Here is a 25,300-nt window from a genome sequence, read left to right as displayed (position 1 = left end):
ATGGAAAGGGTAGGACCACAGGATGTTCTCGCCAGTTAAAATCATTCTGATCGTGCTTGTGCTGGTTGGTGTCTTCTTCGCCCATCGCTTTTATCGCAACACCATTGCCCCGTCTCTTGATAAAGCAAGGAAGAACGGGGAATTCAAGGGACAGTCGTCCGATAAAATGCTGGATCTTGAGGAATGTCCGCGCTGTGGTGCGTTCGTTGCTGACCTCAATGAGCATAGCTGCAAGGATAAATAGCGCAAAGCTGGCTGAGGCCGGTTGACCCATCCGGTGCGGCGCTTTATGTTGCACCGCGAATTCTCTCAAGCAGTGTGGTCTGTAATTATGGCGGGTAACCTGGCCTCCGCGCCGTCCAACTCCTTTCAGGACTTGATCCTGACCCTACAACATTTCTGGTCTTCGAAAGGCTGCGTGATTTTGCAGCCCTATGATATGGAAGTAGGTGCCGGTACGTTTCACCCGGCGACGACCCTGCGCGCGCTCGGTCCGGAGCCATGGAAAGCCGCCTATGTGCAGCCCTCGCGCCGCCCGACCGACGGCCGCTATGGCGAGAACCCCAACCGCACGCAGCATTACTATCAGTTTCAGGTTCTTTTGAAGCCATCCCCGGAAAATATTCAGGAACTTTACCTTGAGAGCATCTATGCCCTCGGAATTGACCCTAAAAATCACGACATCCGCTTTGTCGAGGATGACTGGGAAAGCCCGACGCTGGGCGCCTGGGGCCTTGGCTGGGAAGTCTGGTGCGACGGGATGGAAGTGAGCCAGTTCACCTTCTTCCAGCAAGTCGGCGGCTATGAATGCAGCCCGGTTTCGGGTGAGCTGACCTACGGGCTTGAACGTCTCGCCATGTATGTGCAGGGCGTCGATCGCATGTTTGACCTGAAATGGAACAGCGAAGGCGTCACCTATGGCGATGTCTTCCTGCAGAACGAGAAGGAATTCTCCGCCTATAACTTTGAACATTCGAATGTGGATATCCTGCTGCGTCATTTCGAGGATGCGGAAATCCAGTGTCAGGAGATTCTGGCCGAGGGGCTTGCGCTTCCGGCCTATGACCAATGCATGAAGGCGAGCCATCTGTTTAACCTTCTCGATGCCCGCGGCGTCATCAGCGTGACGGAGCGCGCCGCCTATATCGGGCGCGTGCGGGCGCTGGCCAAGGGCTGTGCGACGGCGTGGCTCAAGAGTCGCGGACATTTGGCGGAGGAAGCGTAAATGGCAGAACTGTTGCTGGAGCTTTTCTCCGAGGAAATCCCTGCGCGTATGCAAAACAAGGCGGCGGATGATCTGGTCCGGCTGGTCAGTGCCGGACTGAAAGACGCCGGGCTCGCATTCGAAAGCGCCCGTGGCTTTGCGACGGCGCGGCGCCTTGCGCTGGTCATCGACGGCTTGCCGGTGGCGCAAGAGGACACATCGGAGGAACGGCGTGGCCCCCGTGTTGGCGCGCCGGACAAGGCGGTGGAAGGGTTCCTGAAATCCGCCGGGCTCTCCCGCGACCAACTGGAGGAACGGGAAACCGAGAAGGGCAGCTTTTACTACGCCGTGATCGAGTCCAAGGGCCGCCCGACGATTGAGGTCTTGCCGGCGCTTCTGAATGCGGCAATCTCCGCCGTGCCCTGGCCAAAGCCGATGAAATGGGGCAGCTATTCCGCGCGCTGGGTGCGTCCGCTCCACAATATTCTCTGCCTGTTTGACGGCAAGACAGTCCCCATGAGCTGGGAGCATCTGACGGCGAATGACCAGACCTTCGGTCATCGTTTTATGGCGCCGGAGGCGATAACGGTGAAAGATTTCGCTGATTATCAGGCGCGTCTTAAAACCGCCCTTGTCGTGCTGGATGCGACAGAGCGAGAGAGAATTATCGCGGCAGATGCCGGTCGACTCGCAGAAAACGAGGGGCTGACGCTCATTGATGATCCGGCATTGCTCACGGAAGTGGCCGGTCTTGTTGAATGGCCGGAAAGCCTGATCGGCTCGATCGATACCAGCTTCCTTGAGGTGCCGCAGGAGGCCCTGATCTCCGCTATGCGCAGCCACCAGAAATATTTCTCGCTGGCTGGGAAAGACGGCAAGATGGCGCCGCGCTTTATCGTGGTTGCAAACCTTCGCGCCGAGGATGGTGGCAAGCTGATCACCGCCGGGAACGAGCGGGTGCTGAGCGCGCGTCTTTCGGACGCCAAGTTCTTCTGGGACAAGGACCGGGAGAAAACCCTCGAAAGCCGTGTGCCGGATCTCGAAAAAATCATCTTCCATGCCAAGCTCGGCACCGTCCGCGAGAAAGTGGAGCGGGTTATCAAGCTGACCGCTGAGATTGCGCCCTTTGTGCCGAATGCCGATGCCGATCTGGCAGCGCGGGCAGCCTTGCTTGCAAAAGCCGACCTGACCACCGAGATGGTCGGTGAGTTTGCCGATCTGCAAGGGCTGATGGGCCGCTATTACGCATCGCATGACGGGGAGAATGCCGCCGTCGCCACAGCGATTGAGGAGCATTATTCCCCCCTCGGACCGAAGGATACCTGCCCGTCCGAACCGACAAGCGTTATCGTCGCGCTCGCCGACAAGATTGATACCCTGACGGGATTCTATGCGATCAACGAAAAGCCGACGGGATCGAAAGACCCTTATGCGCTTCGTCGCGCGGCGCTGGGTGTAATCCGGCTGGTGCTGGAGAATAATCTCCGCCTGCCGCTTCTGGAGATTTTCGAAAAGGCCGGCGCGTTGCAATCGGTGTCCGAAATACTGGATGCCAACGAGCTGCTTGATTTCTTTGCCGACCGGTTGAAAGTCCACTTGAAGGAACAGAACGTCCGCCATGATTATATCAGTGCCGCGTTTGGGCAGGGCGGGGAGGATGACCTTGTCCGTCTGATGGCGCGGGTTGGGGCTTTGTCTAACTTCCTCGGTTCCGATGACGGGGCGAACCTTTTGATCGCATACCGTCGCGCCGCCAACATCCTCCGGATTGAGGAGAAGAAGGACGGCGTTTCCTACGGCCAGCCAGTGGAGGAGGGGCTTCTTGACAATGCTGCCGAGACTGCGCTTCACGAGCGGATCACGGAAGTTTCCGGCCTTGTTTCCGGCGCACTCGCCCATGACGGGTTTGAGGCAGCGGGAACGGCTGCGGCGACATTGCGAAAGCCTGTTGATGCGTTCTTTGACAAGGTCACCGTGAATGCCGAAGACGCGGCACTCCGGGCCAATCGACTACGGCTTCTCTCCACCATCCGTAACCTGTTGGACCAATTCGCGGATTTTTCGAAAATAGAAGGCTAATTTTTACTTTTTGCAGGTATGAGCATCTGTATGACACTGAAAAGTGAAAGAATTTAACATCAGAAGGGCGATATCGAGATGACGAAGTGGGTATATTCTTTTGGCGATGGCAAGGCGGATGGTACTGCGGATATGCGCAATCTGCTGGGCGGCAAGGGCGCGAACCTGGCGGAGATGAGCAATCTCGGCCTGCCGGTGCCATCGGGCTTTACCATCACCACGGAAGTCTGTACGGAATATCTTGAGAATAACGAGACGTATCCGGATACCCTTGCAGCGCAGGTCGATGCGGCGATTGCCGATATTGAAGTCTCCGTCGGTGGCGGCTTCGGCAGTGCGGATAAACCGCTTCTTGTGTCGGTACGTTCCGGCGCGCGGGCCTCGATGCCGGGCATGATGGACACCGTCCTCAACCTCGGCCTCAATGATGAAACCGTAAAAGGGCTGGAGGCCCAGAGCGGCGACAAGCGTTTCGCCTATGACAGCTACCGCCGTTTTATCCAGATGTATTCCGATGTCGTGCTCGGCGTCGATCATTACCATTTCGAGGAACTGCTCGAAATCCTGAAAGAGGAAAACGGGTATCATCTTGATACCGATCTTTCCGCCGACGATTGGGAAAATCTCGTCGGGCAGTATAAGGAAAAGGTCCAGGAAGAACTCGGTCGGCCCTTCCCGCAGGATGTGCAGGATCAGCTCTGGGGCGCCATCGGCGCGGTGTTCAGTTCCTGGACAAACCAGCGAGCCATCACCTACCGCCGCCTGCATGATATCCCGGCCAGCTGGGGCACGGCGGTTAATGTTCAGGCCATGGTGTTCGGCAATATGGGCGATGATAGCGCGACCGGCGTTGCCTTCACCCGTGACCCCTCTACGGGTCAGAAGATTTTCTATGGTGAGTTCCTGGTGAATGCACAGGGTGAGGACGTGGTGGCCGGTATTCGCACGCCGCAGAACCTGACAAAGCAGTCTCGCCTTGACGCGGGCTCTGAGGCTCCCTCAATGGAGGAAGTCTTCCCGGATGTCTTCGCCCAGCTTGTCGAGGTCTATAAAAAGCTCGAAGCCCATTACCGCGATATGCAGGATATCGAGTTCACTGTCCAGCAGGGCAAACTCTGGATGCTGCAAACCCGCTCCGGCAAGCGTACGGCAAAGGCCGCCCTTAAAATTGCCATCGATATGGTGAATGAAGGGCTGATCGACAAGAATGAGGCGATCAAGCGTATCGATCCTGCCTCTCTTGACCAGCTTCTGCATCCGACCCTTGATCCCGCCGCCGAGCGAAATGTCATCGCTCGTGGTCTGCCGGCAAGTCCCGGTGCGGCCTCTGGCCAGATCGTCTTCAACAGTGACGAGGCGGAAACGCTTGCTGGCGAGGGGAAATCGGTCATTCTGGTCCGTGTTGAAACCAGCCCCGAGGATATCCACGGCATGCATGCGGCGAAGGGCATTCTGACCAGCCGCGGCGGCATGACCAGTCATGCGGCCGTTGTTGCGCGCGGCATGGGTCGGGCCTGTGTGTCCGGTGCCGGATCTCTCAATATTGATTACAAGAATGAAACCCTCAGTGTGCTGGGCGAGACCTACAAGAAGGGCGAGACTGTTACCATCGATGGCGGCAGCGGCGAGGTGATGCACGGCGCGGTCGACATGATTATGCCGGAACTCTCCGGCGAATTTGGCGAGTTGATGTCCTGGGCCGATGAAATCCGGCGGATGAAGGTGCGCGCCAATGCAGAAACACCGCTCGATGCGGAAACCGCACGGAAATTCGGCGCGGAAGGCGTCGGCCTCTGCCGGACCGAGCATATGTTCTTTGATGCGGAGAGGATTGTCTCCGTACGCCAGATGATTTTGGCCGAAACCAGCGAGGAGCGGCGCGAGGCTCTGGCCAAGCTGCTGCCCTATCAGCGTGGCGACTTTATCGAGCTGTTCCGCATCATGGCGGGCCTGCCGGTCACTATCCGGCTGCTTGATCCGCCGCTGCATGAGTTCCTCCCCAAGACGGATGAGGAAATTGACGAGCTTGCCGAGGCACTCGGCGCGGAACCGGCAAAGTTGCGTCACCGCGCATTGCAGCTCCATGAGTTTAACCCGATGCTTGGTCATCGCGGCTGTCGTCTCGGCATTTCCTTCCCGGAAATTTACGAGATGCAGGCACGTGCCATTCTGGAAGCGGCCGCTGAGGTCAGCAAGGAGCTTGGTGACACCGTGATCCCCGAGATCATGATCCCGCTGGTTGCAACAGACCGGGAACTGGAAATCCTGAAAGACAAGATCAAGGCCGTTGCAAGCGCGATCCATGACGAGACCGGCAAGGATATCGAGTATCTGATCGGTACGATGATCGAGCTGCCGCGCGCCGCCCTTCGGGCCGGTGACATCGCGCGGGAGGCGGAGTTCTTCTCCTTCGGCACCAACGACCTGACCCAGACGACCTACGGCATCAGCCGGGACGACAGCGGCTCCTTCCTGGAGGATTATGTCGGACAGGGCATCTATGAAACAGACCCCTTTGTCTCCCTCGATCAGGAAGGGGTGGGCGAACTGGTGCAGATTGCCGCTGACCGTGGCCGCGAAACCCGCGCCGATATCAAGCTCGGGATCTGCGGTGAGCATGGCGGCGACCCGTCCAGTATCGATTTCTGCGAGCGGGTCGGCCTCGATTACGTTTCCTGCTCACCTTACCGCGTGCCGATCGCCCGACTTGCGGCGGCACAGGCCGCCCTCGGCCTGAAACGGGTCTCCGAAGCCTGAACGGCAGCTTGAAACAATAAAAGAAAAGCCCGGATCGCTCCGGGCTTTTTTTTACTCGATGATGATCTTGGGGCCGGAGGCGCCGAGATTAGCCTCGATCTTGTCCTGCACCTTCGCGGCAAGATCGCGATAGATTTTGGCGTGGGCGCTGTCCGGCTCGGTGGCGGTGATCGGCGTTCCCGCATCTGAGGTTTTGCGGATATCCATATGCAGCGGCACTTCACCGAGGAAATCGACCCCCAGTTCATTGGCTGTTTCATGCGCGCCGCCATGACCGAAAATATCTGATCGGTCGCCACAGGACGGGCAGAGGAAGTAGCTCATATTCTCGATAATGCCAAATACCGGCACATCGACTTTCCGGAACATATTCAATCCCTTACGGGCATCAATTAAGGCGATATCCTGCGGTGTCGAAACGATCACCGCGCCGGTCAGCGGGACCCGCTGCGCCAGCGTCAATTGGGCATCGCCGGTGCCGGGCGGCATGTCGACGACAAGCACGTCCAATTCTCCCCAATCTACATCGAACACCATCTGCTGTAGCGCACTCATGATCATCGGACCGCGCCAGATCATTGGCGTGTCCTCCTCAACCAGGAAGCCCATGGACATGACCTTGAGGCCCCATTTCTCCATCGGGATCAGCTTCTTGCCATCTTTGGAGTCAGGTTTGCCTTTCAGACCCAGCATCCGCGGGAGGGAAGGGCCATACACATCCGCGTCCAGCATCCCGACTTTAAGGCCAAGAGCGGAAAGACCGAGCGCGAGATTAACGGCGCAGGTTGATTTGCCAACGCCGCCCTTGCCGGAGGCAACGGCGACAATGGCGGCAACGCCCGGTACGTCGGGCTTTTGTGCCGGCTGTTGCTGCTGCTGTTGTGGCTGGGCGCGGGACGGTGCCTGCGTCTGCGCTTGGGCCTGTTCGGCCGTGAGCACAACGCTGGCCGACTTGACGCCGGGCAGGGCAAAGACAGCGTCCTCGCATTTTTTACGCAGAATTTCCATCTCGCCCGCGTCTTTTGGATTGATTTCAAGCGCGAAACCAACATTCCCGTCCTTGATCATCAGGCCGGCAACCAGGCCGAGCGTTACCACGCTTTTGCCCGACTTTTCGTCAATGATCTGCTCGAGACAATTGAGGATGGTTTGCTCATTTATCGATGACATGCTTGAAAACTCCGCTTTCGACACAAAATGGTAGGCATAGACTAAAAAATCTGCCGGATCGCGGAATAAGAGAAATAAAGCCGTTCTCTAGTCCGTGTTCCGTTGCAGAATGTTGCAGGGTGTCATATAACGCGACTAGTTGAAGTTAGCAAACGCGCAAAATAGCGCATGAATGAAGGAGAGGCGATCAATGCCTTGGAGTAATCAGGGTGGTAATGACGGAGGCTGGCAAGGCGGCGGTGGAAATCGTGGGCCTTGGGGGCAGGGACCAAGTGGTCAACAGCCCCCCAACCTCGAAGACATTATCAAAAAGGGCCAGGACCGGCTGAAAGATATCATCCCCGGCGGCGGTGGCGGTCGGATTGGACTCATTATACTAATACTGGTTATTCTGGTAGCGTGGCTGATCAGTGGCTTTTACAAGGTTGAGACCACGGAACAGGGCGTCGTGCTTCGCTTCGGTAAATGGTCGGAAACGACCCAGCCGGGCCTGAACTATCATTTGCCCTATCCGATTGAAACCGTGTTGACGCCTGAAGTCACCAAGGTCAACAGTGTCGAAATTGGTTTCCGGCCAACGCGCGGCGGCGGCTCTACCCCGGTAGAGGCGGAAAGCCTGATGTTGACCGGGGACGAGAATATCGTCGATGTTGGTTTTACGGTGCTATGGCGTATCAATGATGCGGGCAAGTACCTGTTTAATGTTGATCAGCCGGAATTGACCATCAAGGCAGTCGCCGAGAGCGCGATGCGTGAAGTGATCGGTCGTACGGACCTGACGGCAGCGATTACGGAAGGTCGTTTGCTGGTTGAGACGGAAGTTTTGAAACGTCTTCAGCAAGTGCTTGATGAATATAGCGCGGGCGTCAGTATCCTGCAGGTGCAGCTGAAGAATGCGGAACCGCCAAGTCAGGTTATCGCGGCTTTCCGGGATGTGCAGGCGGCGGAAGCCGACAAGGAACGGGCACAGAACGAGGCCTTGTCCTATTCAAATGACATTATTCCCCGGGCTCGTGGCCAGGCGGAAATGATCCGTCAGGAGGCCGAAGGCTACAAGCAGAGAGTCATTGCAGAAGCCGAGGGTGAAGCCGCGCGCTTTCTCTCCATCTATAACGAATATGCGAAGGCACCTTACGTGACGCGTCAACGCATCTATCTCGAAACCCTGCAGGAAGTCTTCGCCGGAAAGAACAAGGTCATCATTGATGGCGGGAAGGACGGTACGCAAGGTGTCGTTCCCTACCTGCCACTTAATGAACTGCAGAAAGGGGCGACCAACAAATGAATAAAACATTCCTGACAGTTATCGCCGTTATTCTGGTGGCCGCCGGTGTCGTCGCCTCCAGTGCACTTTTCACTGTTTACCAGACAGAGCAGGCTATCGTCATGCAGTTTGGTAAGCCGCAGAAGGTTATCCAGGAGCCGGGACTTAATGTTAAGCTGCCGTTTGTGCAGGATGTTGTCTATGTGGACAAGCGTGTCCTCTCCGTCAGCACCCAGCGTGAAGAGGTTGTTACTCTCGACCAGAAACGTTTGATGGTGGACAGCTTTGCCCGTTTCCGCATCGCCAACCCACTGCAATATTATCAGTCTTATGGTAATATTCAGATCGCCTATGCGCGTCTTGAAACGATCCTGAACTCGCAGCTCCGGCAAAATCTTGGCCGACAGATCCTGAATAACATTGTCTCCGGTGAACGTTCAAATCTCATGAACTCGATCCGGGAACAGGTGAACAAGGAAGCCAAGGCCTCCGGTATCGACGTGATCGATGTGCGCATCGTCCGCGCGGACCTGCCAACAGAAAACAGTGAAAAGGTTTTTGATCGTATGCGGTCGCAGCGTGAGCAGGAAGCAAAGGAAATCCGGGCAACGGGTGCAGAAATCGCCCAGCGTATCCGGGCCAATGCGGACAAGGAACGTACGGTGCTTATCGCCAATGCGCAGAAGGATTCTGAAATCCTCCGCGGTGAAGGCGACGGGGAAAAGAACCGTATCTTCGCCGAGGCTTTCGGCAAGGATGAAGATTTCTTTTCCTTTTACCGGTCCATGCAGGCGTATCGGGAATCCATGTCGGATACTGATACCTCCATGGTGCTGTCCCCGACATCGGAATTCTTCCGCTTTTTCAATCAGCAGGATGTCCAGTCGAAACAAGGTAACTAAAAACACAGACGGCCCGTATATTACTTACGGGCCGTTTTCGTAAGAGGCGATAGTTGTGGTAACTGATTTCCTGCTGGCGGCTGCGCTGGTTTTGTTTTTTGAAGGTGCGCTTTATGCCCTGTTCCCTGACGGCATGAAGCGAATGATGGTTTCGGCGCTCAATACACCAAGCCATATTCTGCGCATTTTTGGTTTGGTGTTCGCGATCCTTGGTGTCATTTTTGTTTGGCTGATCCGGATATAACGGGAAGTTGCGCATTGAAGTTAAAGGAATTTTGTCTTAACCAACAAAATTTATAAAACGGGTTTCATTTGCACATTTCTGCCTTAATTGATTTCTAGGTACATACAGCGCAATGCATCTTTCGGTATCTCGGTGGATGTATACAAGAGGGGAAAATATAGTCAGTTGATCCTCTGCTCGCGATCTTTGGACCCCGGCAGAGAATCGAATTATAGAAGGAAGATGGACTTGTATAACCGATACTCAGCACTGCCAAAATCGGCGGAGATTATTGCTCAGCCAAAGGTAAATTCTGCGGCGAGCACACGTAAATTTGGCGTAATCGCCATTTCAACCCTGACGGTTTTTACACTGATGATGGTTTTTGCGGTGGGTGCAAAGGCACGGGGTGCTCCCGATAGCTTTGCCGATCTCGTGGAGACACTCTCTCCGGCGGTTGTCAATATCTCGACAACCCAGACCGTCAAAAGTCCGAGCGGCGGATTCCCGAAACTTCCCGAAGGCCATCCTTTCGAGGATTTCTTCAAGGAATTCGGCAATCGTGACAAGAATGGCGAGCAGCGCGAACGCAAGGCGACATCGCTTGGCTCCGGTTTCGTGATCGATGCCAAGGATGGTTATGTGATTACCAATAATCACGTGATTGACGGCGCCGAAGAAATCAAGGTTATCTTCAAGGATGGCGAGAGCGTGGCGGCGACTCTGGTTGGAACCGACCCGAAAACAGATATTGCCGTTCTGAAAGTCGACCCTGAGGAATATCCACTGGTTGATGTTGGCTGGGGCGATAGCGACAAATCCCGCGTCGGTGACTGGGTGCTCGCGATCGGGAACCCGTATGGTCTTGGTGGCACGGTAACGGCGGGCATTATCTCGGCGCGCGGCCGCGATATCCGTTCTGGCCCCTATGATGATTACATCCAGACAGACGCCTCCATCAACAAGGGTAACTCAGGCGGTCCATTGTTTAACATGGACGGCGAAGTTATCGGCATCAACACTGCGATCTTCTCGCAGTCAGGTGGCAGCATCGGCATTGGTTTCTCGGTTCCTTCCGAGCTGGCGATACCGGTCGTTGAGCAGCTGATTGAATTCGGCAAGACCAGCCGTGGCTGGCTCGGCGTCGTTATTCAGCCGGTCACCGAAGAAATTGCCGAGGGGCTTGACCTGAAAGATACTGACGGCGTTCTTGTTGCGGGCGTTCCTGAAGATGGCCCTGCGTTCAAGGCCGGGATCAAGGCTGGTGACGTTATCCTGAAATTCAACGGCGAAACGGTAAGTGAGCCGCGTGAACTGTCCCGTCTGGTGGCGGAATCAAAGGTTGGTTCCAAGGTAACCGTTGATCTGTGGCGGAGTGGTAAGACCGTGACCAAGGAAGTCACCCTGGGCGAGCTTGAAAAAGCGGAAACCGCCATGGCCAATGGGTCATCGACACCAAGCAGCACGGACAAGGTGGAACTGTTGGGGATGGAACTGGCCTTAGTCAATGATCGCATGCGGGAGCAATTCAACATGGGGCCGGATGCCAGCGGTGTTGTGGTGACGGATGTTGATCCAAACTCCGAAGCGGCGGAGAAGGGGATCCGTCCCGGCGATATCGTAGCCGAGGCACAGCTTGAACCCGTTAGCAGCCCGGAACAGATGAAGGACCGTATTGCGGAAATTCAGGAGACGGACAAGAAATCGGTCCTGCTGCTTCTGAAGCGTGGCGATAATTCCCGCTTTATCGCCTTGAAGCTGAACAAGGAAAGCTAACTTTTAGCTGCTCTGACAGAATGATGGCGCCCCTCGGATGAGGTGGCGCCATTTTTTATGCCTGGACGAACTCGCTTTCTCGATAGCCTTGATAGTAGAGCAGGGTCGTCAGGTCGCCGAAGCGGATCGTCGCATCCGCCGCTGCCGCAGCTTTCTCCTTGGCGTGATAGGCGACACCAAGGCCCGCCGCCTCAATCATCGGGATGTCATTGGCGCCGTCGCCAATTGCTGCCGTTTCCTCCCGCCGCAGGGAATATTCATGACGCAAGGATTCCAACGTATTCAGCTTGGCGCTTGAATTCAGTATTGGCTCTGCCGCGACACCGGTCAGCGCGCCATTCTCGAACAACAACTCGTTGCTCATATCCATATGAAAACCAACCACTTCGCGGACCCGGTTAGTGAAAAAGGTGAAGCCACCGGAGACAAGAGCCGTATAAGTACCGCCTGCCCGCATGGTCTGGACCAGGGTGCGCGCGCCGGGGGTGAGGGTGACATGTTCGTCAAACACCTGCTGCAGAATTTCCTCTCGCAGGCCCTTCAGCATTCCGACACGGGCGCGGAACGCCTCGTTGAAGTCCAGTTCCCCGTTCATCGCCCGTTCGGTGATTGCCGAGACTTCCTCGCGAAAGCCTGCGAAATCGGCTAGCTCATCAATGCACTCGACGGTGATGATGGTACTATCCATGTCCGCGAGGAACAGCTTCTTGCGGCGGAAGTCCGCCGGTTGCAGGCAGTAGTCGATTGCCGACAGGAGGCCGGCCGCCTCAAGCCGCATTTTCGCCGCGTCCCGTGCCAGCTTGCTGAAGGGGATATCGACGGCGTGCTCCTCGCTGAGCCAGTCTGGTTCGGCGCAGTCGGCACCGGCCTCGACCAGGACCTTTCGGGCGGCGTCGGCGATATTGCGAATTGAACCATGCGCTGTATGATCAGCGACGAGAGTAAGAACAGAATTTTCTATCATCGTTAGGGGCAACATTCCTTGAAGGACGAAAATGCATCGCCGATCCAACGCCAAACGGGGGCGATCCTTTTGGCCGGACCGACCGCCAGCGGTAAATCCGCGTTGGCCATTGCCATAGCAGAGGAATTTGATGGTGTCATCATCAATGCAGACAGCATGCAGGTTTATGACGGCCTGCGTGTGCTGACCGCCCGCCCGAGCGCAGAGGAGGAAGCCCGTGCTCCACATCGGCTCTATGGGGTGCTTGACCCGACCGACTATTGTAATGCCGCGCGCTGGAGGGATATGGCGCTCGCGGAGATCGAACGCGTGCGCGCTGATGGCAAGTTGCCCATCGTTGTCGGCGGGACCGGCCTTTATTTCGATATCCTGACCAAGGGCATCGCCGATATCCCGCCTATCTCCGACGCCGTGCGGGATCGTCTTCGTGACCTTCACAAGCGAGAGGGGAACGCTGTCATCCACAAGATGCTGGCAGCGAAGGACCCGGACATGGCCGCCCGCCTCAATGAAGGGGATAGTCAGCGGCTTCTCCGGGCGCTGGAGGTGGTGGAGGAAACGGGCGTTCCGCTTGGGGACTGGCAGAAACGGAGCCCCTCGGGCGCTATTTTGCAAGGGCCTCGGCTCTGGCTCGCCCTTACACCGGATCGCGCCTGGTTGTATGAGCGTTGCGACCGTCGTCTTGACTGGATGGTGGCAGAGGGCGGTGCGCTGGAGGAAGTGAAATCGCTTATGAAGCGCAACCTTGATCCCGCACTTCCTGTGATGAAAGCCCTCGGTGTACCGGAACTCATGGCGGTACTGAATGGCACGATGGAGCGGGATATGGCACTGGCGCGAATCAAAATGCTCACCCGGCGCTATGCGAAACGGCAATTGACATGGGTGCGGAATAAGATGTGCGAAGCAAATCGATCTTCTGCGCAAGATTTGGAAAGTTTAAAGTCCGATTTCTTTCCATTTATTCGCCGATTTTTGTTGACGGCAGAGGCCTGAAGGTCTAGTTTTCACCGCTGTAGCCATGGGTTCATGGCATGAAAGTGACGCCCGGTATTGCGCCGGGCGCTTTTTTTCTATTGGAACGAAACATAGACGGCCAAGCAAAAAGATTAGGATTAGGCAAATGGCGAACCAGGAGATGACAGGAGCAGGAATTGTAATCAAAGCGCTCAAGGATCAGGGCGTGGAGGTGATTTTCGGGTATCCTGGGGGCGCTGTGCTTCCGCTTTATGATGAAATTTTCAAGCAGAACAGCATTCGTCATATTCTTGTCCGTCAGGAAGGCGGCGCGGTGCATGCGGCGGAGGGCTATGCGCGCTCGACCGGCAAGCCCGGCGTTGTTCTGGTGACATCAGGTCCCGGCGCGACCAATGCGGTAACCGGCCTGGCCGACGCGCTTATGGACAGTATCCCCATTATCTGCCTGACCGGGCAGGTGGCCACCCATATGATCGGCAACGACGCATTTCAGGAGGCGGATACCGTCGGCATCACGCGCCCCGTCACCAAGCATAACTACCTGGTGAAGGATGTGAATGATCTGGCCCGCACCATGCATGAGGCCTTTCATGTCGCAACAAATGGCCGTCCCGGCCCAATCGTGATCGACCTCCCGAAGGATGTTCAACTGGCGTCGGGTAAATATATCCCGCCGTCGATGGTCAAGCACAAGAGCTACCAGCCGCAGGTCAAGGGCGACCTGAAGGCGATCAAGGCAGCAATCAAGCTGATCGCGAACGCCAAGCGGCCGATCTTCTATACCGGCGGCGGTGTCATCAACTCGGGCCCGAAGGCGTCGAAACTGTTGACGCAGCTGGTCCGGCTGACCGGCTATCCGATCACCAATACCCTGATGGGGCTCGGTGCCTATCCGGCGTCTGACAAGCAGTTCCTCGGAATGCTCGGGATGCATGGCACTTATGAAGCCAACAACGCCATGCATGACTGCGATGTGATGGTTTGTATCGGCGCGCGTTTCGATGACCGGATTACGGGGCGGCTCGATGCCTTCTCGCCGAATTCAAAGAAAATTCATGTCGATATCGATCCGTCCTCGATCAACAAGAACATACGGGTGGATATCCCGATTGTCGGCGACGTTGCCCATGTGCTTGAAGACATGATCAAGGTCTGGAAAACAGAAGTTCACAAGCCTGACAATCCGGCCCTCAAGAAATGGTGGGCAAAAATTGGCGAATGGCGCAAGAGAGACTGCCTCAAGTTTGAACAGAAGGGCAAGGCGATCAAGCCGCAATACGCGCTTGAGAGACTGAACGAACTGACCAAGGGCATGGATCGCTATTTCACCACCGAGGTGGGGCAGCACCAGATGTGGGCGGCGCAGTATCTTCAGTTTGAGGAACCGAACCGCTGGCTGACCTCGGGAGGGCTTGGCACCATGGGTTACGGCCTGCCAGCCGCCATGGGCGTACAGATCGGCCATCCCGACTCGCTGGTGATCGATGTCGCCGGTGAAGCCTCGACCATGATGAATATCCAGGAACTTTCCACCATCCTGCAATACCGCCTGCCGGTGAAGGTGTTTATCCTCAATAACGAGTATATGGGGATGGTGCGCCAGTGGCAGGAGCTGCTGCATGGCGGCCGCTATTCCGAGAGCTATATGGAGAGCCTGCCTGATTTCGTGAAACTGGCGGAAGCGTTCGGTTCAACGGGTCTTCGTTGTTCTGATCCGGACAAGGTTGACGATTGCATCAAGGAGATGCTCTCCATCAAGGGGCCGGTCGTTGTCGACATGATCGTTGATAAGTCGGAAAATGTCTTCCCGATGGTGCCCTCTGGCGCAGCACATAATGAAATGCTGCTTGGGGATGAAACGGAAGGCAGCGGACCGAAAGTCACCTCCGACGGTTTGTCGCTGGTCTAGTTCCTGCCGAATTTCATTCGAAAAGCTATGGATTTAACGCTTATGCTGGTTTACAAGAGACCCGCGCTTGCAAAGGGGTTGTCTGAACAATGACTGAAGATACCGAAATATTCCGCCATACCATCTCCGTTCTCGTCGATAATGAGTTCGGTGTACTGGCGCGCGTGGTCGGCCTGTTCTCCGGTCGCGGGTATAATATCGAAAGCCTGACAGTGGCCCGCGTGGATGAGTCGGAAAACCTTTCGCGGATTACCATAGTCACAACCGGCACGCTTATGGTTATTGAGCAAATCAAGGCGCAATTGGGCCGTCTGGTGCCGGTTCACAAGATTGCCGACCTGACCATCGACGGACCAAGCGTTGAACGTGAAATGGCCCTCGTGAAGGTTGTCAGCAAGGGGGAGAAGCGGGTTGAAGCTCTCCGCATGGCGGATATTTTTCGCGCCCGCGCTGTCGACACGACAGAGGATTCCTTTGTCTTCGAGGTGACAGGGGTTCCCGAGAAGGTGAAGGCATTTATCGGGCTGATGGAACCGCTCGGTAAGGCCGAGGTTTGCCGGACAGGTGTTGTCGCGGTGCATCGCGGCACCGAGGTCATCTAGGGCGGGTTACCACAGAATTAGAATGAATACGGAAGTTTATAATCGAGAAGGAATGATATAATGCGCGTTTACTACGACAGCGATGCCGATGTTAATCTGATCAAAGGCAAAAAAGTTGTCATCGTCGGCTATGGCAGCCAGGGTCATGCCCATGCCAATAACCTGAAAGATTCCGGTGCCAAGGAAATCGCTGTCGCGCTTCGCGCGGGCTCCAGTTCCGCTTCTAAGGCGGAAGGGGCTGGCCTTAAGGTCATGACACCGGCTGATGCTGCCAAATGGGGCGACGTGATTATGATGCTGACGCCGGACGAGCTGCAGGCGGACATCTATGAAGAAGAGCTGGCATCGAACATGAAGGAAGGCGCGGCGCTTGTCTTCGCCCATGGCCTGAATGTTCATTTCAACCTGATCGTTCCGCGCGCCGACATGGACGTTTTCATGATTGCACCGAAGGGCCCTGGCCATACGGTTCGCTCTGAATATCAGCGTGGCGGCGGCGTACCTTGCCTTGTTGCTGTTCATCAGGACGCCTCTGGTAACGCGCTTGATATCGCGCTCTCCTACGCCTCTGCGATTGGCGGCGGCCGTGCGGGTATCATCGAGACGACCTTCAAGGAAGAATGCGAAACTGACCTCTTCGGTGAACAGGCTGTTCTCTGCGGTGGCCTTGTTGAGCTGATCCGCGCGGGCTTCGAAACACTGGTCGAGGGCGGCTATGCGCCGGAAATGGCCTATTTCGAGTGCCTGCATGAAGTGAAGCTGATTGTTGACCTGATCTATGAAGGCGGCATCGCCAACATGAACTACTCCATCTCCAATACGGCGGAATATGGCGAGTATGTCACCGGTCCGCGCATTGTAACATCGGAAACCAAGGCGGAAATGAAACGTGTTCTGGATGATATCCAGACCGGTAAATTTACCCGCGACTGGATGCTGGAGAACAAGGCACGCCAGACCAGCTTCAAGGCAATCCGTGCCCGCAACGACGCCCACCAGATCGAGGAAGTCGGCGAGCGTCTGCGCGCCATGATGCCCTGGATCGCGGAAGGCCGTCTGGTCGACAAATCAAAGAACTAGAGGCTCTTTACAGCCTAAGAGTGAAAAGCCGGCCTTCGTGCCGGCTTTTTTTATTTGGCTATGGATGGGCCGGATGTGGGGCAAACGATAAAATTTTTCGAATATCCTGCCGGTAATATGGTTAATGTCGTTTGCGTAATTTTATCATCTGCTTTACAAATCAGTTGCCGGAAAGCGTGAAGAAATCATATTTGTCTGCGTATGGTGGGAAAAAATTAACTATCTTCTGCAATAATTGTCCTGTGCTACCAATATCTGTCTCAACAGGCTTCATTGGGGGCGCATGGGCGCGGGTGTCGGCACCGCAGGCAGGAGATTGTTTGGATTGGTCTGCGGCTGGTATGGGATGTTGGTACGCGTTGTGTGGTAATTGCGGGGCCCGAAGGCCGGGCTTCATGAAATGAGTGTGTGAGGCAGCTTAATGTTAAACGGATTACTCGGCTGGATGTCAGCTGATATGGCCATCGATCTAGGAACCGCGAATACGCTGGTTTATGTCAAGGGCCGCGGTATCGTACTGAATGAGCCTTCAGTAGTGGCAATCCTGCATACCAAGGGTAAGAAACAGGTTCTGGCCGTTGGGGATGAAGCGAAAATGATGTTGGGCCGGACGCCGGGCAATATCGAGGCCATTCGTCCACTTCGCGATGGGGTCATCGCTGACTTCGAGATTGCCGAGGAAATGATCCGGCATTTTATTCAGAAAGTTCATCACCGCCGCAGCTTTGCGCGCCCGCTGATCATTATCTGTGTCCCGTCGGGGTCCACTGCTGTTGAACGCAAGGCGATCAAGGAAGCCGCGGAGAATGCCGGCGCACGCCAGGCGATCCTGATTGACGAGCCGATGGCTGCCGCAATTGGCGCCGGGCTCCCCGTGACCGAGCCGACCGGCTCCATGGTGGTTGATATCGGGGGCGGGACGACAGAAGTTGCCGTTCTCTCCCTTGGCGGTATTGTCTATTCGAAAAGTGTCCGCGTTGGCGGCGACAAGATGGATGAGGCGATCATCGCCTATATCCGCCGCAATCATAACCTGCTCGTCGGTGAAAGCTCGGCGGAGCGGATCAAGAAACTGATCGGATCGGCTTGCGCGCCAGAGGACGGCGAAGGCGAGACCATGGAAATCCGCGGCCGCGACCTGATGAACGGCGTACCAAAGGAACTGGTCATCAGCCAGCGGCAGATTGCCGAAAGCCTCGCCGAACCGGTGGGCGCGATTATCGAGGCGGTGAAGGTCGCCCTTGAACATACCGCGCCGGAACTGGCGGCGGATATTGTCGATAAGGGCATTATCCTGACGGGTGGCGGCTCGCTTCTTGGTAATTTTGATCATGTACTACGTCAGGCGACGGGTCTTCCCGTTTCCATTGCGGAAGAGCCGCTTTCCTGCGTCGCAATCGGTACAGGCCGCGCACTGGAGGAAATTAAAACGCTACGTCACGTACTTAGCGGAGAAAACTAAACTCTTGGGCAAACGTAATTTTGGTCCGGAGGGCAGATAGATGGCACCTCGACAGGGTAAGGTATTCAAGCTTGCATGGCCGCTGAAGACAATTATTCAGCGTTCAGCTTTTCTTGCGCTGATTTCCCTCGCCATCGCGCTTCTTTTTATCGGCAAGGCCAATATCGGCGTTGTAGAGAAAATGCGCACGTCAGCGACCGACTTTCTTGCCCCGATCCTAGCAACAATCTCCGAGCCAGTGGACGCCTTTCACAAGGGCGTCGCCCGTGTTCAGAAGTTCACCAGCCTGATCGAGGAAAATGAACGCCTGCGAGAAGAGAACGCACGCTTGTTGAAATGGCAGGCTGCGGGCCGCACGCTGGAGCAGGAAAACGAGAATTTCCGTCAGCTCCTGAATGCCCTTTCCGATCCGCTGGTACTGCCGATCACGGCGCGTGTGGTTGGGGACGCCGGCGGACCCTTTGTTCGCACGTTGCTTTTGAATTCCGGACGGCGGGACGGGGTCCGGGTCGGGCAGGCGGTCGTCGCGCCGCTTGGTCTTGTCGGTCGTATCGCCGACGTGGGGGAACGTTCGGCGCGGGTCCTGCTGCTGACCGACCTCAACTCCCGCATTCCCGTGGTGATGGAAAAATCGCGCCATAAAGGCATCCTGATCGGGGATAACTCCTCTATGCCGCTACTCGACTTCCTGCCAACCAATGCGAAAGTTGCGCCGGGCGATCGCGTGGTGACGTCTGGCGATGGCGGTATGTTACCGGCCGGGCGGCCTATCGGTTTTGTCTCCTCAATCAGTGACCGGGGTATCCGGGTGCAGGCGTTCGCCGACTGGACCCGTCTGGAATATGTCAGCGTATTGCGCTATGATCTGCCGGGGATGAGCAGCCCGGATATGAATCCCGGCGATCTTGGCGAAAGCAGATTGGATGCAAAGTGAGCCCGACACTCGCCTACCAGTTTAACCGGTTACTCCGCGGCAGTGTGCCGTTTGCGATAACGGTATTGCTGGCGTTGATGAGTGTGGTCCCTATCGGGATTGCGGGCTATGCCATTGTGACGCCATCCTTTGTGGCCATATCCGTTTTTTACTGGAGCATTCACCGGCCCTATCTGATGGCGCCGCCGATTTGCTTTGTGCTGGGCCTTCTGTCCGATTGCCTGACTGGTGCGCCGCTCGGCCTCTCTTCATTCCTGTATCTGATGATCCATGCTATCGCGGTATCACAGCGACGAATCTTTATCGGCAAAGCCTTTGTTCTCACCTGGTTTGGTTTTTTCCTGATCGGCTTTCTCATCGCCATACTGAGCTGGATCATCGTCTGCCTCTATTCGCTGGCCTTGCTGCCGCTGACGCCGATCCTTGTACAATACGCCCTGTCATTGCTGGTGTTCCCGCTGTTCGCATGGGGGTTCGGCCTGCTCCAGAATAATCTGCTGAGGCTGACCTGATGGCCGGTGACCAGCATAAGGAGAAGGGAAGGGTCTTCTCCCGCCGATCCCTGATGATGGCGGGCAGTCAGGCAGTCCTGATGTCAGCGCTGGCGGGCCGGCTTTACTATCTGCAGGTTATTCATTCCGATGAATATTCGACAATGGCCGATGAAAACCGGATGAACCTGCAATTGCTGCCCCCGCTCAGGGGCCGGATTGTTGATCGGTTCGGGCTTGAGGTTGCCAGTAACCGCCATAATTATCGTGTTGTCCTGATTCCGGAACAGACCAAGAGTGTTGAGGCGACGCTCGATGCGCTGGAACATTATGTTCCGCCCGGTTCAATCGATCGCGAACGGGTATTGAAAGACGTCAAGCGCAAACGGAGTTTCGTGCCTATTCCCGTTGTCGATAACCTGACCTGGGAACAGTTCGCCAAGATCAATGTCAATAGTCCGGACCTACCCGGTATCCAGATGGATGTCGGCTCGACCCGGGATTATCCCTACGGCCCTCTCTTTGCCCATATCGTCGGCTATGTCGGCGCGGTATCCGAGCGGGATCTGCAAACCCAGGAGTATGATCCGCTTCTGGAACTGCCTGAATTTCGCATCGGCAAGAGCGGGATCGAGAAATATTACGACAAGACTCTCCGCGGCAAGGCCGGACTTAGCCGGTTGGAGGCCAACGCATTTGGTCGTATCATCCGTGAATTGAACCGTCAGGAAGGCATTCCCGGCAATGACGCGGTGCTGACCATCGACAAGCAATTACAGGAGTTCACGGTCCGTCGCATGGGCACGGAAAGCGCGGCGGCGGTTATCATGGATATTCACTCCGGCGATGTGCTGTCGATGGTGTCCGTACCCTCCTTTGATCCCAATGCCTTTGCGAGCGGCATCAGCTCTGCCGACTGGAAGGCGCTGATTGAGGATCCGAAACGACCGTTGGGCAACAAGGCGATCGGTGGGCAATATCCGCCGGGCTCCACCTTCAAGATGATTGTCGCGCTTGCGGCGCTGGAGGCGGGCGTCATCAACGCCGGCCACCAGGTTTTCTGCAGCGGCCATACCCAGCTCGGCAAGCATCGCTTTCATTGCTGGAAGCGCGGCGGACATGGCAAGCTTGATCTGGAAGATGCGATTTCCCAGTCCTGCGATATCTATTTCTATGATATTGCACGCAAAGTCGGCGTCGACAAGATCGCCGAAATGGCACATCGTTTCGGCCTCGGGGAAGAGCTGGACATCGATATGTTGGGCGAACGTGATGGTCTGATCCCGACCAAGGCCTGGAAACTAGCCGTGCAGGGTGTGCCGTGGCAATTGGGGGAAACCTATAACACCGGGATTGGCCAGGGCTATGTTCTGGCGACACCCTTGCAACTTGCCGTAATGACAGCGCGGCTGGCCAATGGCGGGAAGAAAGTGTCACCGCGCCTTGTTCGCTCTATCAACGGCGAAGCCCTGGAGGGGGCCATGCAGCCCCATCCGCAACTGAATCTCGAAGATCTCGATTTAGGCATTAGCCAGAACTCCTTAAAGTATGTTCTTAACGGAATGTATAAGGTCGTGAATGGTCCGCGCGGCTCCGCACGGGCGGCGAAAATCCGGGTCGAGGGCTGGGAAATGGCAGGCAAGACCGGCACAGCGCAGGTTCGCCGTATTTCCCGGAAGGAACGCATCGAAGGTGTTCGTAAATCGGATGAAAAACCGTGGGAGGAGCGGGACCACGCGCTCTTTGTCGGCTATGCGCCCTTTGATGATCCGCGCTATGCCGTTTCCGTGATCGTCGAACATGGCGGGAGCGGATCCGGTGCGGCGGCACCGATTGCGCGTGACCTGTTGCAGGAAACACTGCGTCTCGATCCGTTGCGCAAGCCGAGCTACGACATCGCCATCCGCCGCCAGAAAGGAGGCGGGGATGCTTAGGGAGCTTGGCGCAAAGAATGTTCAACTGCCGCTGTCGCGGAAAATCTGGGAAATCAACTGGGGCTTTGTCCTGCTGATCTGTGCGACAGCTTCCATCGGTTTCCTGATGCTCTACTCGGCGGCCAACGGTAATCTGGAACCCTGGGCCTCGCGGCAGATGATGCGCTTTGGGGTCGGACTGATCCTGATGTTCGTGGTCGCCCTCGTTGATATACGTATCTGGCTTAACCTGGCCTATCCGCTGTATGCCGTCGCGTTGATATTGCTTGGTGCCGTGGAGGTGATGGGCGTCATCGGCATGGGCGCGCGGCGCTGGATTGATTTTGGCCCGTTCCAGCTGCAACCGTCCGAAGTGATGAAAATTGCGATTATTCTGGCACTAGCCCGCTATTTCCACAATATTGGCCTCGAGGATGTGCGCCGGATCCGCTGGTTGATCCCGCCGCTCCTACTGGTGCTGGCACCGGTCGCGCTGGTCTTGCGCCAGCCTGACCTTGGCACCGCGCTTCTGCTCGCGGCAGGGGCGGGGATTGTCTTTTTTGTCGCGGGGGTGCGGCTCTGGAAGTTCGCTGTTGTTATCGGGACGGCTATTCCGGCCGGCTTTTTCGCCTTTCAGTTCCTGCATGAGTATCAGAAAAAGCGCGTTCTCACCTTCCTCAACCCAGAGAATGACCCGCTTGGCGCGGGCTATCATATCCTTCAGTCCAAGATTGCGCTCGGCTCGGGCGGGGTGTTTGGCAAGGGGTTGCTGCAGGGCACGCAGAGCCATCTTAATTACCTGCCTGAAATGCGGACCGACTTTATTTTCAGTATGCTGGCGGAGGAATTCGGCATGGTCGGCGGGCTGTTGCTGTTTGCGCTGTATATCCTGCTGATTGCCTATGGCTATGCCATCGCCTACCGGTCGCGCAATCATTTCGGCAAGCTGCTGGCCATTGGTATGACCGGCATCTTCTTCCTCTATATCTTTATCAATGTCGCCATGGTCATGGGGATGGTGCCGGTGGTCGGTGTGCCGCTGCCGCTTATATCCTACGGCGGGACGGCGATGTTGACCCTGCTCATCGGCTTCGGCCTGATTATGAGTGTCTATATCCACCGCGACATCGACATTCCGGGCAAGCGTTAAGGACCGGAGAAATCGCTAAACTCCCCTCTTGTCGGGGTGGAATTCCTGTGCTAAATAGTCGCTCCCGGTCTGGAAGCTTACGGTTTCCGGCACTCGGTCCCCATCGAAAGGGTCATGCTCTTTTGATTTATCACGATAGAATATCCTATTGTGGGCGCTTAGCTCAGTTGGTAGAGCAGCTGACTCTTAATCAGCGGGTCACAGGTTCGAACCCTGTAGCGCCCACCATATAACCGGTTGATAATACTACATTTTCCGGGATATTGCAAAACATTACTCAACGGGTTTTGCACTTTCATCAGTCGTGTTTTGCAATTCCGACGCATCCAGCATCGCGATTGATCGTGCAACGCGCCGTCTTTTCTCCGTGTAAAGCCGCACCATTTCCGCCGTCTTATGCCCGGTAATATCGCCGATGGTTTCCCAATCAAGGCCAAGCTCTTTCAGAATCGTTGCTGAGGTATAGCGCAAGCCGTGGGTTGTTACCTCTAGTAAGCCTGCCGCGTTAAACGCGTCGCGCATGAAGTGCCTGAAATAATCCGCCTTGAAGGCCTTGCCGCTCTGTGTCGTCGCCAGCATCATCGCCCCCGTCTCCTCGTGGGCATCTCCAGTTCAATAAAACCCCATTGGTTTCTCTGATGGGTGACTTGCTATTTTTCTGCCGTAACTGTCCGAACCGCTTCCACAGCTAAAGCGAGGTAATTTTTCTCACTTTTGGAGGGGTAGACAATGAAAGCGGGCAGATTAAATTCCGGAGCGCCCTCAATGTGCGTCATATGGCCATCGTCAATTATCGAGCGAACTAAACGCTCCGGAAAATAACCGGAGCCGCCATGCCTGAGTATTTGATTGAGGCCCAGCCAACCTATGTTGGCAGATAGCGCCGCCCCGGTGAAATCAGGAAAACTTGCGCTATGCTGGACATAAAATTCTGGCCCCCAGTCAATATAGACATATCGAGAACCCGGTTCAGGAGGGTCATCTGGGGTGGTTGAAACCAGGATAAGCCGATCTTCCAGCAATGGCTCGACAGTTAGTCCAGGCCGGTTTTGCGGCGAATACATGACGCCAATATCCATTCGGCCTTCAATAAGACCCTGCATGAGATCCGGCTCGAAACCTATTTCGGCGCGGATAGATATTCTGGGTGCCTGTTCTTGTATCAGCGGTATCCAGTCCAGAAGAAACTGATCCCAGAGGCCGAACCTGCCGCCAATTGTTATTGCACCGGTAAACCCGCTTGGAATACCCACATCCTGACGTGCCTGCTCGACGGTACGTACCAGTGTGGAGGCATGTTTATGGAATTGTGCGCCAGCAAGGGTAAGCGTCGTGCCCGCCTTGTTTCTGATGAATAAAGTACATCCGAGCTGCTCTTCGAGTGAGTGAATGCGCGCACTAACGGTGGATTGTGTCACATGGAGCCTGTCCGCCGCATTGATAAAGCTGCCGGTGGCGATTACCGTCAGGAAAGTCCGGGCTAACTCAGTATCCAAAATCTCATCCCTTCATACCGAAACTGGGTATTTTATATTTATAATATCGATTTTATAAACCATTTAATATCGTTTGTTAAATATTAGAATTATATGTATATCAAATCAGGTTAGGCGACGGTCACATCGACCTGTTTCGAGGCTCTGGCAGATTGGAAGTTTGACGTGCTGAGCCGGACTCCGCCTACGCACGCTCCGGGAAACCGCAATTAAATTGGGTAAAGATCAATTTAACCGGTTTCTCCGCTTCATAGGCGTGCTTTCCAGAAGATGCTTTGGTGCAATGTTAAATGAAAAATAAAAAGGCAGTATCACAGATGAGGAATTTAGAAGGTCCCGGAAAAGAGGATAATTACAAGGGTATCGTTCGCGATATGCCTCCGTCTCCGGATGAGAACGCGGAAAACCAATTATTATCCAGAGATGAAATACTGGAGCTGTTGAATTCCTTACTGGAGGCGGAACGGGCGGGCGCGCGTGCAGTTTCGTCGCTCAGCCATCAGTGCAACGATACTGTAGATAAAGAGACACTGCATGGTATTGCCGTAGACGAAGGGCGGTTTTGTGCCATGTTAACGCACCATATTGTTCGTTTCGATGGTCTCCCTAGCTTGAGAGCCGGCGAATTTCTTGAAAAAATTCTGGCATTGGAAAGCTTCGATGAGAAGCTGGCATTACTCGATCGTGGTCAGTCCTGGGTCGTTCGTAAACTGCAGGGTGTGCTGCCGCGCATTGGCGATGAAAAACTGCAGGGTGACTTGCTGGATATGCTCAAAGTTCATGAACGGAATATAGAAGATGCGGCGTTGTTACGGCACACTAGATGAAGGTCGCAAACATGTTCAATAAGCGAGAGTGAATCATAGTATTTTTTCCACAAGCTAATGATATTTCAATGGATTTCACGGTTTGTGGGAAACGGCATTTACTTAACTTCCATGAAAAG

22 protein-coding genes and 1 tRNA gene are annotated in these 25,300 nt (G+C 55.5%); 19 read left to right on the top strand and 4 right to left on the bottom strand.

Translation table 11 applies throughout. The features are described 5' to 3' along the window. The first annotated feature begins 22 nt into the window (after window positions 1-22). From GQE98_RS15670 to ppdK, 4 genes are all read left to right on the top strand, one after another. Window positions 23-244 carry a hypothetical protein gene (locus GQE98_RS15670; RefSeq protein ID WP_161316650.1) on the top strand — a complete coding sequence of 74 codons (222 nt, stop codon included), beginning with the start codon at window positions 23-25 and terminating at the stop codon, window positions 242-244. Between the two features lie 87 nt (window positions 245-331). Beyond that, entirely contained in the window at window positions 332-1,225 is an 894-nt protein-coding gene (locus tag GQE98_RS15665; protein ID WP_161316649.1) for a glycine--tRNA ligase subunit alpha, read from the top strand. After that, window positions 1,226-3,283 carry a glycine--tRNA ligase subunit beta gene (gene glyS, locus GQE98_RS15660; protein WP_161316648.1) on the top strand — a complete coding sequence of 686 codons (2,058 nt, stop codon included), beginning with the start codon at window positions 1,226-1,228 and terminating at the stop codon, window positions 3,281-3,283. A 78-nt stretch (window positions 3,284-3,361) separates the two neighbouring features. Further along, a complete protein-coding gene (gene ppdK, locus GQE98_RS15655; protein WP_161316647.1) occupies window positions 3,362-6,040 on the top strand; it encodes a pyruvate, phosphate dikinase in 2,679 nt (892 codons plus the stop codon). A 51-nt stretch (window positions 6,041-6,091) separates the two neighbouring features. Here ppdK and apbC read toward each other — a convergent pair whose 3' ends face one another. After that, window positions 6,092-7,210, bottom strand: coding sequence for an iron-sulfur cluster carrier protein ApbC (gene apbC, locus GQE98_RS15650; RefSeq protein ID WP_161316646.1), 1,119 nt, complete (start codon window positions 7,208-7,210; stop codon window positions 6,092-6,094). Window positions 7,211-7,400: 190 nt separating this feature from the next. Between apbC and hflK the strand changes: the two genes are divergently transcribed. From hflK to GQE98_RS15630, 4 genes are all read left to right on the top strand, one after another. After that, window positions 7,401-8,495: an FtsH protease activity modulator HflK gene (gene hflK, locus GQE98_RS15645; protein WP_161316645.1), complete on the top strand. Its 1,095-nt coding sequence runs from the start codon at window positions 7,401-7,403 to the stop codon at window positions 8,493-8,495. Continuing rightward, window positions 8,492-9,376, top strand: coding sequence for a protease modulator HflC (gene hflC / locus GQE98_RS15640; protein WP_161316644.1), 885 nt, complete (start codon window positions 8,492-8,494; stop codon window positions 9,374-9,376). The genes hflK and hflC overlap by 4 nt, the downstream gene beginning before the upstream one ends. A gap of 55 nt (window positions 9,377-9,431) precedes the next feature. Further along, window positions 9,432-9,620, top strand: coding sequence for a DUF2065 family protein (locus tag GQE98_RS15635; protein WP_161316643.1), 189 nt, complete (start codon window positions 9,432-9,434; stop codon window positions 9,618-9,620). 354 nt (window positions 9,621-9,974) lie between these two features. Beyond that, the gene (locus tag GQE98_RS15630; RefSeq protein ID WP_425501143.1) at window positions 9,975-11,375 is read left to right on the top strand and encodes a DegQ family serine endoprotease; all 1,401 of its coding nucleotides are present in this window, start codon (window positions 9,975-9,977) and stop codon (window positions 11,373-11,375) included. Between the two features lie 55 nt (window positions 11,376-11,430). Here GQE98_RS15630 and serB read toward each other — a convergent pair whose 3' ends face one another. Then, a complete protein-coding gene (gene serB / locus GQE98_RS15625) occupies window positions 11,431-12,339 on the bottom strand; it encodes a phosphoserine phosphatase SerB (protein ID WP_161316641.1) in 909 nt (302 codons plus the stop codon). A gap of 18 nt (window positions 12,340-12,357) precedes the next feature. Here serB and miaA point away from each other — a divergent pair, with 18 nt between their 5' ends. From miaA to GQE98_RS15575, 10 genes are all read left to right on the top strand, one after another. Then, a complete protein-coding gene (gene miaA / locus GQE98_RS15620) occupies window positions 12,358-13,335 on the top strand; it encodes a tRNA (adenosine(37)-N6)-dimethylallyltransferase MiaA (RefSeq protein ID WP_202526344.1) in 978 nt (325 codons plus the stop codon). 127 nt (window positions 13,336-13,462) lie between these two features. Further along, window positions 13,463-15,226: an acetolactate synthase 3 large subunit gene (locus tag GQE98_RS15615; protein WP_161316640.1), complete on the top strand. Its 1,764-nt coding sequence runs from the start codon at window positions 13,463-13,465 to the stop codon at window positions 15,224-15,226. Between the two features lie 89 nt (window positions 15,227-15,315). After that, window positions 15,316-15,828, top strand: a complete 513-nt coding sequence (gene ilvN / locus GQE98_RS15610; protein ID WP_161316639.1) for an acetolactate synthase small subunit — start codon at window positions 15,316-15,318, stop codon at window positions 15,826-15,828. A 60-nt stretch (window positions 15,829-15,888) separates the two neighbouring features. Then, the gene (gene ilvC, locus GQE98_RS15605; RefSeq protein ID WP_161316638.1) at window positions 15,889-16,908 is read left to right on the top strand and encodes a ketol-acid reductoisomerase; all 1,020 of its coding nucleotides are present in this window, start codon (window positions 15,889-15,891) and stop codon (window positions 16,906-16,908) included. A 421-nt stretch (window positions 16,909-17,329) separates the two neighbouring features. After that, a complete protein-coding gene (locus tag GQE98_RS15600; RefSeq protein WP_161316637.1) occupies window positions 17,330-18,370 on the top strand; it encodes a rod shape-determining protein in 1,041 nt (346 codons plus the stop codon). A gap of 40 nt (window positions 18,371-18,410) precedes the next feature. Beyond that, on the top strand, window positions 18,411-19,304 hold the full coding sequence (gene mreC, locus GQE98_RS15595; protein WP_161316636.1) for a rod shape-determining protein MreC: 894 nt from the start codon (window positions 18,411-18,413) through the stop codon (window positions 19,302-19,304). Then, a complete protein-coding gene (gene mreD, locus GQE98_RS15590) occupies window positions 19,301-19,816 on the top strand; it encodes a rod shape-determining protein MreD (RefSeq protein WP_161316635.1) in 516 nt (171 codons plus the stop codon). Before mreC ends, mreD begins: the two co-directional genes overlap by 4 nt. Next, window positions 19,816-21,729, top strand: a complete 1,914-nt coding sequence (mrdA, locus tag GQE98_RS15585; protein WP_161316634.1) for a penicillin-binding protein 2 — start codon at window positions 19,816-19,818, stop codon at window positions 21,727-21,729. The genes mreD and mrdA overlap by 1 nt, the downstream gene beginning before the upstream one ends. Beyond that, entirely contained in the window at window positions 21,722-22,858 is a 1,137-nt protein-coding gene (gene rodA / locus GQE98_RS15580; RefSeq protein ID WP_161316633.1) for a rod shape-determining protein RodA, read from the top strand. Before mrdA ends, rodA begins: the two co-directional genes overlap by 8 nt. 152 nt (window positions 22,859-23,010) lie before the next feature. Further along, window positions 23,011-23,086: transfer RNA gene (locus tag GQE98_RS15575), tRNA-Lys, on the top strand. 45 nt (window positions 23,087-23,131) lie between these two features. Here the strand turns inward: GQE98_RS15575 and GQE98_RS15570 are convergent. Beyond that, complete coding sequence (locus tag GQE98_RS15570) at window positions 23,132-23,440, bottom strand: tyrosine-type recombinase/integrase (protein WP_161316632.1); 309 nt, start codon at window positions 23,438-23,440, stop codon at window positions 23,132-23,134. A 68-nt stretch (window positions 23,441-23,508) separates the two neighbouring features. Further along, window positions 23,509-24,354: a LysR family transcriptional regulator gene (locus tag GQE98_RS15565; protein WP_161316631.1), complete on the bottom strand. Its 846-nt coding sequence runs from the start codon at window positions 24,352-24,354 to the stop codon at window positions 23,509-23,511. Between the two features lie 317 nt (window positions 24,355-24,671). On the opposite strand from GQE98_RS15565, the gene GQE98_RS15560 reads away from it, so the two are divergent. Beyond that, complete coding sequence (locus GQE98_RS15560) at window positions 24,672-25,181, top strand: DUF6306 domain-containing protein (RefSeq protein ID WP_161316630.1); 510 nt, start codon at window positions 24,672-24,674, stop codon at window positions 25,179-25,181. The last annotated feature ends 119 nt before the right edge of the window (window positions 25,182-25,300 follow it).

Origin of the sequence: Sneathiella litorea (assembly GCF_009882915.1) — a bacterium.
GTDB classification, from domain to species: domain Bacteria; phylum Pseudomonadota; class Alphaproteobacteria; order Sneathiellales; family Sneathiellaceae; genus Sneathiella; species Sneathiella litorea.
Note: the sequence above shows the minus strand (reverse complement) of the source record. Positions and strands in the feature narration are given on the sequence as shown.

Excerpts from the sequence above, each read along its gene's own strand:
- mrdA (WP_161316634.1), top strand. The coding sequence starts at position 19,816 with ATGGCCGGTGACCAGCATAAGGAGAAGGGAAGGGTCTTCTCCCGCCGA.
- ilvC (WP_161316638.1), top strand. The coding sequence starts at position 15,889 with ATGCGCGTTTACTACGACAGCGATGCCGATGTTAATCTGATCAAAGGC.
- glyS (WP_161316648.1), top strand. The coding sequence starts at position 1,226 with ATGGCAGAACTGTTGCTGGAGCTTTTCTCCGAGGAAATCCCTGCGCGT.
- GQE98_RS15600 (WP_161316637.1), top strand. The coding sequence starts at position 17,330 with ATGTTAAACGGATTACTCGGCTGGATGTCAGCTGATATGGCCATCGAT.
- GQE98_RS15665 (WP_161316649.1), top strand. The coding sequence starts at position 332 with ATGGCGGGTAACCTGGCCTCCGCGCCGTCCAACTCCTTTCAGGACTTG.
- GQE98_RS15560 (WP_161316630.1), top strand. The coding sequence starts at position 24,672 with ATGAGGAATTTAGAAGGTCCCGGAAAAGAGGATAATTACAAGGGTATC.
- ppdK (WP_161316647.1), top strand. The coding sequence starts at position 3,362 with ATGACGAAGTGGGTATATTCTTTTGGCGATGGCAAGGCGGATGGTACT.
- serB (WP_161316641.1), bottom strand. The coding sequence starts at position 12,339 with ATGATAGAAAATTCTGTTCTTACTCTCGTCGCTGATCATACAGCGCAT.
- GQE98_RS15615 (WP_161316640.1), top strand. The coding sequence starts at position 13,463 with ATGGCGAACCAGGAGATGACAGGAGCAGGAATTGTAATCAAAGCGCTC.
- hflC (WP_161316644.1), top strand. The coding sequence starts at position 8,492 with ATGAATAAAACATTCCTGACAGTTATCGCCGTTATTCTGGTGGCCGCC.
- apbC (WP_161316646.1), bottom strand. The coding sequence starts at position 7,210 with ATGTCATCGATAAATGAGCAAACCATCCTCAATTGTCTCGAGCAGATC.
- GQE98_RS15670 (WP_161316650.1), top strand. The coding sequence starts at position 23 with ATGTTCTCGCCAGTTAAAATCATTCTGATCGTGCTTGTGCTGGTTGGT.
- hflK (WP_161316645.1), top strand. The coding sequence starts at position 7,401 with ATGCCTTGGAGTAATCAGGGTGGTAATGACGGAGGCTGGCAAGGCGGC.
- mreC (WP_161316636.1), top strand. The coding sequence starts at position 18,411 with ATGGCACCTCGACAGGGTAAGGTATTCAAGCTTGCATGGCCGCTGAAG.
- GQE98_RS15630 (WP_425501143.1), top strand. The coding sequence starts at position 9,975 with ATGATGGTTTTTGCGGTGGGTGCAAAGGCACGGGGTGCTCCCGATAGC.
- GQE98_RS15570 (WP_161316632.1), bottom strand. The coding sequence starts at position 23,440 with ATGATGCTGGCGACGACACAGAGCGGCAAGGCCTTCAAGGCGGATTAT.
- rodA (WP_161316633.1), top strand. The coding sequence starts at position 21,722 with ATGCTTAGGGAGCTTGGCGCAAAGAATGTTCAACTGCCGCTGTCGCGG.
- ilvN (WP_161316639.1), top strand. The coding sequence starts at position 15,316 with ATGACTGAAGATACCGAAATATTCCGCCATACCATCTCCGTTCTCGTC.